Origin of the sequence: Bradyrhizobium vignae (assembly GCF_004114425.1) — a bacterium.
GTDB lineage: Bacteria > Pseudomonadota > Alphaproteobacteria > Rhizobiales > Xanthobacteraceae > Bradyrhizobium > Bradyrhizobium vignae.
The window spans coordinates 103,737-112,135 of sequence record NZ_RDQF01000022.1 but is presented as its reverse complement, the minus strand read 5'-3'; the positions used below and the strand labels follow the sequence as shown (position 1 = coordinate 112,135).

Below are 8,399 nucleotides of genomic sequence, written 5' to 3'. Positions count from 1 at the left end.
ACTGTTCGAGTACCTCGTCTACTACAACAACCACAGACCCCATCAGGCCTTGGCAGGACAAACTCCCAAGGCTTTCGCCGCTTCCAAGACCACCGCGATCCAATCAGCGAATTATTGAACATCGACAATTGCGAGCGCAGCGAAGCATTCCAGAAATGCATCCGCGGGAAAGATTCTGGATTGCTTCGTCGCGAAGGCCTCCTCGCAATGACGGCGTGTGAGGAAGACCCTTCGCGTCTCACCGCGCATGAGTTAAAGTCCGGCCGCAATGCAACCTTTCCGGGTCACGTGACGCAACTGCTCCATCCCATCGTCGCATTTCTTCTCGTCGCGGCTCACGGCGCGTTCGCGACACCGTGCCATTTCGAGTCACAAGGCGAGGGCCGCGTCGCGGCGATCGTGGATGCGCGCAGCGTGCGTCTCGATGACGGGCGCGAGATCCGCCTCACGGGGATCGAGCAGACGGCGACCACGAAGCAGGCGCTGACCTCACTGCTCTCCGGCCGCGACGTGACGCTGCGCAGCGCCGACGACACGCCCGACCGCTACGGCCGCCAGGGTGCGCTGGTCTTCATCGGCGAAAACGACACCTCGGTGCAGGCCATGCTGCTCGCCCAGGGCGACGCCTTCGTCTCCGCCGAGATTGTGGACAAGGACTGCGCGACCGCGCTGATGGCGTCCGAGGCGGCGGCACGGCGGCAAAAAATGGGCAGCTGGGCTGACCCGTCGGCCATAAAAAACGCGGAAAGTCCGGACGATATTTTGGCGGAGATCGGGCGCTTTACGGTAGTCGAGGGCAAAGTCCTGTCGGTCCGGCAAGCTGGGGCAACGACCTACCTCAACTTCGGACGGAACTGGACACGTGGCTTTGCCGTGACTATTTCAAAGCGCACGCTACCGGCGTTCGAAAGCGCTGGCATCGCCCTTAAGTCCCTGGAAAATAGGCGTATTCGAGTTCGGGGCTGGGTTGAGGGGAATACGGGGCCGCGCATCGATGTGCGCCTTGTGGGACAGGTCGAGTTGCTGGGCGCAAGCGAGCCGACAGGGGTAAGGCCTTAGATCAGGCCAGGCACGGGTTAAGCGACGTGGATGGGGTGCTAGAACGGCACGTACGGAGTGAACGCCGCCGGCTGCGGGCGGCGCCGGCTGCGCTGTGCCTTGTCCTGGGCACGGCTCTCGCCGGTTGTGGCGATATGGGCCGGTTCCAGACGGCGGCGCCCCCGCCGACCGTGGTGATGCCGAAGCCGAAGCCCGCCGTGGCGCAAACCCCCGCCACCGAGAAGGAGCACGAGCGCATCCTGGCGAGCTATGGCGGCACCTATGACGACCCCAAGCTCGAGGCGCTCGTCAGCAAGACCGTCGACCGGCTGGTCGCGGCCTCCGACCGTCCCGACCAGGGCTACAAGGTCACCATCCTCAATTCCGGCGCAGTGAACGCCTTCGCCCTGCCGAACGGCCAGCTCTACGTCACGCGTGGCCTGCTCGCGCTTGCCAGCGATACGTCGGAATTGTCCTCCGTGCTCAGCCACGAGATGGCGCATGTGCTGTCCAAGCACGCGGCAATGCGCGAGGACCAGGCTCGCCAGGCCGCGATCGTCACCCGCGTCGTCACCGACATGAGCAACGATCCCGATCTCACCGCGCTGGCGCTCGCCAAGACCAAGCTCACCATGGCGAGCTTCTCGCGCAAGCAGGAGTTCGAGGCCGACGGCATCGGCGTCGGCATCTCCGCCAAGGCGCATTTCGACCCTTATGGCGCTGCTCGCTTTCTGTCGGCGATGGAGCGTAATGCCGAGCTGAAGGCCGGCAAGAGCTCGCTCGATCCGCGCGCCCAGGATTTCACCTCGTCGCATCCGGCAACCCCGGAGCGGGTGCAGAACGCGCAGAACATCGCGCGGCAATACACTGCGCCTGAAGGCGCCGAGCGCGACCGCGAAAGCTATCTCGCCGCGATCGACAACCTCGTCTATGGCGAAGACCCCAGCGAAGGTTTTGTCCGCGGCCGGCGCTTCCTGCATCCGAAGCTCGGCTTCACCTTCCAGGCGCCGGACAATTTCACGCTCGACAACACCGCGCAGGCCGTGATCGGCGTGCGCGAGGGCGGCGCACAGGCGATGCGCTTCGACGTCGTGCGCGTGCCGGCCGAACAATCGCTCGGCGACTACCTCAATTCGGGCTGGATGGAAGGCGTCGAGAAGGCCTCGACCGAGGATCTCACCATCAACGGTTTTCCGGCGGCATCCGCCACCGCCAAGGGCGATCAGTGGCAGTTCAAGGTCTATGCGCTGCGCTTCGGTAGCGACGTCTACCGCTTCATCTTCGCGACACGGCAGAAATCGACCGAGAGCGAGCGCAACGCGCGCGAGACCGTCAACTCATTCCGCCGCCTGACGCTCGACGAGATCCAGGCCGCGCGCCCGCTGCGCATCAAGGTCATCACCGTGCAGCCCGGCGATACCGTTGAGTCGCTCTCCCACCGCATGGCCGGCGTCGACCATCCCGCCGAGCGCTTCCGCGTGCTCAATGGCCTCGATCGCACCGCGCAGGTGAAGGTGCGCGATCGCGTGAAGATCGTGGCGGATTGACACTCGCCCGACTGCCTTAGGGTGGGCAAAGCGCAAGCGTCCCCACCACTTCTCTATTGCGATCTCCGAAAGATGGTGGGCGCGGCGCAAAGCGCCTTCGCCCACCCAACAAGCTACGCGCTATAGCTAACGGCCCGCGTCCATATCCCCCGCCTCACGCTGGCCACTGAGCCAGAGCGCGAGCAGGGTCCAGAACGCGCCTGACAGCAGATACGCGCCCGAAGCGATGACGCCGAGATTGGTGGCGAGCAGCAGCGCGACCAGTGGAGCAAAGCCGGCGCCGAACAGCCAGGCCATGTCGGAGGTCAACGCGGACGCCGTGTAGCGGTACGCCTGCCTGAAGTTCGAGGCGATCGCGCCGGAGGACTGGCCGAAGGACAGGCCGAGCAGGATGAAGCCGATCACCATGTAGATGGTCTCGCCGAACGCGCCGGCATCGAGCAGTTGCGGCGCGAAGCCGCTGTAGATCGCAATTGCGATCGCCGATCCCATCAGCAGCGACTTGCGCCCGACACGGTCGGCGATGATGCCGGAGACAACGATCGCGGCGACGCCGAACACGGCAGCGACGATCTCGATGATCAAGAAGCGCACCGGGCTTTCGCGGGTGAACAGGAACACCCAGGACAGCGGAAACACCGTGACCATGTGGAACAGCGCGAAGCTCGCCAGCGGCGCGAATGCGCCGAGCATGATGTTGTGGCCTTCGCGCGCGACGGTCTCGGAAATGCGCGCGGGCTGGAGTTCGCGGGTCTCGAACAGCGTCGCGTATTCTTCCGTCGTCACCATGCGCAGGCGCGCGAACAGCGCGACGACGTTGATGGCGAAGGCGACGAAGAACGGATAGCGCCAGCCCCAATCGAAGAAATCATCGGCCGAGAGGTTGCCGGCGAAATAGGCGAACAGCGCGCTCGCCACGATCAGTCCGAGCGGGGCGCCGAGCTGCGGCACCATCGCGTACCAGCCGCGCTTCGAGGCCGGCGCGTTCAACGCCAGCAGCGAAGCCATGCCGTCCCAGGCGCCGCCCCAGGCCAGACCTTGTGCGATGCGCGCCAGCGCCAGCAGCCAGATCGCGGCAACGCCGATGTCGTGATAGCCGGGCAGGAACGCGAGCGCCACGGTGGCGGTGCCGAGCAGGAACAGCGCCGAGATCAGCTTGGCCGTTTTGCCGTAGGCATGGTCGATCGTCATGAAAATGACGGTGCCGATCGGCCGGGCCATGAAGGCCAGCGCAAAGATCATGAAGGAATAGAGGGTGCCGGTCAGTTCGCTCGCGAACGGGAACACCAGGCGCGGGAACACAATCACCGAAGCGATCGCGAAGACGAAGAAGTCGAAGAATTCGGAGGTGCGGCCGATGATGACGCCGATGGCGATCTCGCCGGGACTGGCCTGATCGTGGCCGTGTTCGCCCGTGTGGAGGTCTGCCATTGCGGGGGTCTGTGCCGTCGCCATTCGTGCGCCCTTAACGTCCTGAAAACCAAAGCCGAACGCCCGGCCGGACGCCAGGCAATCTGCCCTTGTCTGACCCAACCTCCCGCACTGCAACATTGGACAAATTGTCCAATGTCCGGATTGTTGCGCCGCAGCTACCCGTTGGCCCCGCATAGGAAACTCATTCTCAAAGGCTCGGCCCGTGTCTCGTCTCAAGATCCTGGCGCTACTACCTCTGGCTGCCGCACTCAGCGGCTGCGACTATGTCGTGCTGGCGCCAGCCGGCGACATCGCTGCCCAGCAGCGCGACCTCGTCATCATCTCCACCGTCCTGATGCTCCTGATCGTCCTTCCCGTGATGGCGCTGACGCTGCTGTTCGCCTGGCGCTATCGCCAATCAAACACGGCCGCTCGCTACGAGCCGGAATGGGACCACTCGACCAAGCTCGAGCTGGTGATCTGGTCGGCGCCGCTCTTGATCATCGTCTGCCTGGGCGCGCTGACCTGGATGGGTACCCATCTGCTCGACCCTTATCGCACCCTCGGCCGCATCCATGCCGACCGCGCCGTGGACCAGTCCAAAGCCCCGCTCGAGGTCGATGTCGTCGCGCTCGACTGGAAGTGGCTCTTCATCTATCCGGACTACGGCATCGCCACCGTCAACGAGCTCGCCGCGCCGGTTGATCGCCCGATCAACTTCCGCATCACCGCCTCCTCGGTGATGAACTCCTTCTACATCCCCGCGCTCGCCGGCCAGATCTATGCGATGCCGGGCATGGAGACCAAGCTCCATGCCGTCGTGAACCACGCCGGCACCTATAAGGGTTTCTCGGCGAACTACAGCGGCGCCGGCTTCTCCGGTATGCACTTCAACTTCCAGGGCCTCGACGACAAGGGCTTTGATGCCTGGATCGCCAGCGCCAAGTCCGCCGGCGGATCGCTCGGCCGGGCCGAATATCTCCAGTTGGAGAAGCCCAGCCAGAACGAGCCCGTGCGGCGCTGGGGCAGCGTCGATGCCGATCTCTACCGCCTGATCCTCAACATGTGCGTCGAAACCGGCAAGATGTGCCAGAGCGAGATGATGGCCATCGACGCCAAGGGCGGCAACGGCCATGAGGGCCTGAACAACACCCTGCCGCTCACCTACGACAAGTATGCCCGCCGCGGCACGGTGCTCGGACCGGAGCCGACCTTCGTCGCCGGCACCTGCACACCGGATGCGCCGCAAGGCCAGACCACCGCGTCGATCAAGGCGCCCACCGACACAATGCCGCTCATCGGCGCCGGCCTGAAGCGGCCGTCGTTCACGCCGCTGAAGTCCTTGTCCTTCTTCCTCGGACAGCGTCCGAAGTCAGACTCCTAAAGAGAACGCGCATGTCTCCTGATCTTCTCAAGCTCATCTTCGGCCGGCTCGGTTTCGAGTCACTGCCGCTGCACGAGCCGATCGTCGTCGGCACTTTCGTGGTGGTCGCCCTCGGCGGCGCCGCGCTGCTTGGCGGCCTCACCTATTTCCGTCTCTGGGGCTATCTCTGGCGCGAATGGTTCACCACGGTGGACCACAAGCGCATCGGCATCATGTACATGATCCTCGGTATCGTGATGCTGCTGCGCGGCTTCGCCGACGCACTGATGATGCGCGGCCAGCAGATGCTCGCCTTTGGCGGCTCGGAAGGCTATCTCAATGCCCATCACTACGACCAGGTCTTCACCGCCCACGGCGTGATCATGATCTTCTTCGTGGCGATGCCACTGGTCACCGGCCTGATGAACTACGTGGTGCCGCTCCAGATCGGCGCACGCGACGTGTCGTTCCCGTTCCTGAATAATTTCAGCTTCTGGATGACGGTCGGCGGTGCGGTGCTTGTGATGGCCTCGCTGTTCATCGGCGAATTCGCCCGCACCGGCTGGCTGGCTTATCCGCCGCTCTCGAACATCGGCTACAGTCCCGATGTCGGCGTCGACTACTACATCTGGGCACTGCAGGTCGCCGGCGTCGGAACGACATTATCCGGCATCAACCTGATCTGTACCATCGTCAAGCTGCGCTGCCCCGGCATGACCATGATGAAGATGCCGGTGTTCACCTGGACCTCGCTCTGCACCAACGTGCTGATCGTCGCCTCCTTCCCGGTCCTGACCGTCGTGCTCGCGCTGCTGTCGCTCGATCGCTACGTCGGCACCAACTTCTTCACGAACGATTTCGGCGGCAGCCCGATGATGTACGTGAACCTGATCTGGATCTGGGGCCACCCCGAGGTCTACATCCTGGTTCTCCCGGCGTTCGGCATCTTCTCGGAGGTCACCTCGACCTTCTCGGGCAAGCGGCTGTTCGGCTACACCTCGATGGTCTACGCCACGGTCGTCATCACCATCCTGTCGTACCTGGTGTGGCTGCACCACTTCTTCACGATGGGCTCCGGAGCCAGCGTCAATTCGTTCTTCGGCATCACCACGATGATCATCTCGATCCCGACGGGCGCGAAGATGTTCAACTGGCTGTTCACGATGTACCGCGGCCGCATCCGCTACGAATTGCCGATGATGTGGACGATCGCCTTCATGCTGACCTTCGTGATCGGCGGCATGACCGGCGTGCTGCTCGCGGTGCCGCCGGCCGACTTCGTGCTGCACAACAGCCTGTTCCTGATCGCGCACTTCCACAACGTGATCATCGGCGGCGTGGTGTTCGGCGCCTTCGCCGGCATCAACTACTGGTTCCCGAAGGCGTTCGGCTTCAAGCTCGATCCGTTCTGGGGCAAGATGTCGTTCTGGTTCTGGGTCACCGGGTTCTACCTGGCCTTCATGCCCCTCTACGTGCTCGGCCTGATGGGCGTGACCCGCCGCCTGCGCGTGTTCGACGATCCCAGCTTGCAGATCTGGTTCGTCATCGCCGCGATCGGGGCGCTCTTCGTCTTCATCGGCATCCTCTCGATGCTGATGCAGTTCGCAGTGAGCCTGCTCAAGCGCGAGCAGCTCAAGGACGTCACCGGCGATCCCTGGGACGCGCGCACGCTGGAATGGGCGACGTCCTCGCCGCCGCCGGACTACAACTTCGCCTTCACCCCCGTCGTGCACGACAATGACGCGTGGTGGGACATGAAGAAGCGCGGCTACCAGCGTCCGCTCACCGGGTTCAAGCCGATCCACATGCCTGCTAGCACCGGCACCGGCATCATCCTCGCCGGCTTCGCCACCGCGATGGGTTTCGGCCTGATCTGGTACATGTGGTGGCTGGCGGCCGTGAGCTTCGTTGCGATGCTCGCCGTCGGTATCGGTCACACCTTCAACTACCACCGCGACTTCGACATTCCGGCTGAAGACGTCATCCGGACCGAGGACGCGCGCACCAAACTGCTCGCCGGAGCCAAGTAAATGACTGTCTCTGTAAATCCCTCGCAAACCGGCGAGCCGCTGTTCTATCTCGCCGACGAACATCCCCATCCGGAAGGCTACAGCACCTCGCTCGGCTTCTGGATCTACCTGATGAGCGACTGCCTCATCTTCGCGATCCTGTTCGCCACCTTCGGCGTGCTCGGCGGCAACTACGCCGCCGGGCCGGCGCCGAAGGACCTGTTCGACCTGAACCTGGTCGCGGTGAACACGTCCATGCTGCTGCTGTCGTCGATCACCTACGGCTTTGCCATGCTGACGATGCAGCAAAATAAGATCGCCCAGACCCAGATGTGGCTGGCGATCACCGGCCTGTTCGGCGCCGCTTTCATTGGCATCGAGCTCACCGAGTTCGCCCACATGATCCACGAGGGCGCCACGCCGCAGCGCAGCGCCTTCCTGTCCGCCTTCTTCACCCTGGTCGGCACCCACGGCCTGCACGTCACCTGCGGCCTGATCTGGCTGGTGACGCTGATGGTACAGGTGCAAAAGTTCGGCCTGATCGAGGCCAACCGCCGCCGTCTGATGTGCCTGTCGATGTTCTGGCATTTCCTCGACGTGGTCTGGATCGGCGTCTTCACCTTCGTCTATCTCCTGGGAGTTCTGCGATGAGCACCGATACCCACGCCGCCCATGCGGACGACCATCACCATGGCGATGGCCACGCCCATGGCACGTTCTCGAGCTACATGCTCGGCTTCGTGCTCTCGGTGGTGCTCACCGCGATCCCGTTCTGGCTGGTGATGAGCGGTACGCTGCCGAGCAAGCAGATCACCGCGCTGGTGATCATGGCCTTCGCGGTCGTGCAGATCGTGGTGCACATGATCTACTTCCTGCACATGAACACGACATCGGAGAACGGCTGGAGCATGATGGCGCTGATCTTCACCATCGTCATGGTGGTGATCGCACTGTCCGGTTCGCTGTGGGTGATGGGCCACCTCAACAGCAACATGATGCCGGTCCACCAGATGACGGGAATGAATTGAG

7 protein-coding genes are annotated in these 8,399 nt (G+C 63.6%); 6 read left to right on the top strand and 1 reads right to left on the bottom strand.

The window, feature by feature from the left end; all coding sequences use genetic code 11:
• Window positions 1-207: 207 nt before the first annotated feature.
• Complete coding sequence (locus EAV90_RS20390) at window positions 208-1,059, top strand: thermonuclease family protein (RefSeq protein ID WP_129144487.1); 852 nt, start codon at window positions 208-210, stop codon at window positions 1,057-1,059.
• Window positions 1,060-1,193: 134 nt separating this feature from the next.
• Window positions 1,194-2,585, top strand: coding sequence for a M48 family metalloprotease (locus tag EAV90_RS20385; RefSeq protein ID WP_244607851.1), 1,392 nt, complete (start codon window positions 1,194-1,196; stop codon window positions 2,583-2,585).
• Between the two features lie 126 nt (window positions 2,586-2,711).
• Here the strand turns inward: EAV90_RS20385 and EAV90_RS20380 are convergent, their stop codons facing one another.
• Window positions 2,712-4,040 (bottom strand): MFS transporter, encoded by a 1,329-nt coding sequence (locus EAV90_RS20380; protein ID WP_122400582.1) that lies wholly within the window; start codon window positions 4,038-4,040, stop codon window positions 2,712-2,714.
• Window positions 4,041-4,221: 181 nt separating this feature from the next.
• Here EAV90_RS20380 and cyoA point away from each other — a divergent pair, with 181 nt between their 5' ends.
• Genes cyoA through cyoD form a run of 4 tightly spaced genes read left to right on the top strand, consistent with a single transcriptional unit; the run spans window position 4,222 to window position 8,398 of the window.
• Entirely contained in the window at window positions 4,222-5,382 is a 1,161-nt protein-coding gene (gene cyoA, locus EAV90_RS20375; RefSeq protein ID WP_129144484.1) for a ubiquinol oxidase subunit II, read from the top strand.
• An 11-nt stretch (window positions 5,383-5,393) separates the two neighbouring features.
• Entirely contained in the window at window positions 5,394-7,391 is a 1,998-nt protein-coding gene (gene cyoB, locus EAV90_RS20370; RefSeq protein WP_129144483.1) for a cytochrome o ubiquinol oxidase subunit I, read from the top strand.
• A complete protein-coding gene (gene cyoC / locus EAV90_RS20365) occupies window positions 7,392-8,021 on the top strand; it encodes a cytochrome o ubiquinol oxidase subunit III (protein ID WP_129144482.1) in 630 nt (209 codons plus the stop codon). It begins immediately after the preceding gene.
• Window positions 8,018-8,398: a cytochrome o ubiquinol oxidase subunit IV gene (gene cyoD, locus EAV90_RS20360; RefSeq protein ID WP_122400578.1), complete on the top strand. Its 381-nt coding sequence runs from the start codon at window positions 8,018-8,020 to the stop codon at window positions 8,396-8,398. Before cyoC ends, cyoD begins: the two co-directional genes overlap by 4 nt.
• The last annotated feature ends 1 nt before the right edge of the window (window position 8,399 follow it).

Excerpts from the sequence above, each read along its gene's own strand:
- EAV90_RS20390 (WP_129144487.1), top strand. The coding sequence starts at position 208 with ATGACGGCGTGTGAGGAAGACCCTTCGCGTCTCACCGCGCATGAGTTA.
- EAV90_RS20385 (WP_244607851.1), top strand. The coding sequence starts at position 1,194 with ATGGGCCGGTTCCAGACGGCGGCGCCCCCGCCGACCGTGGTGATGCCG.
- EAV90_RS20380 (WP_122400582.1), bottom strand. The coding sequence starts at position 4,040 with ATGGCGACGGCACAGACCCCCGCAATGGCAGACCTCCACACGGGCGAA.
- cyoB (WP_129144483.1), top strand. The coding sequence starts at position 5,394 with ATGTCTCCTGATCTTCTCAAGCTCATCTTCGGCCGGCTCGGTTTCGAG.
- cyoC (WP_129144482.1), top strand. The coding sequence starts at position 7,392 with ATGACTGTCTCTGTAAATCCCTCGCAAACCGGCGAGCCGCTGTTCTAT.
- cyoD (WP_122400578.1), top strand. The coding sequence starts at position 8,018 with ATGAGCACCGATACCCACGCCGCCCATGCGGACGACCATCACCATGGC.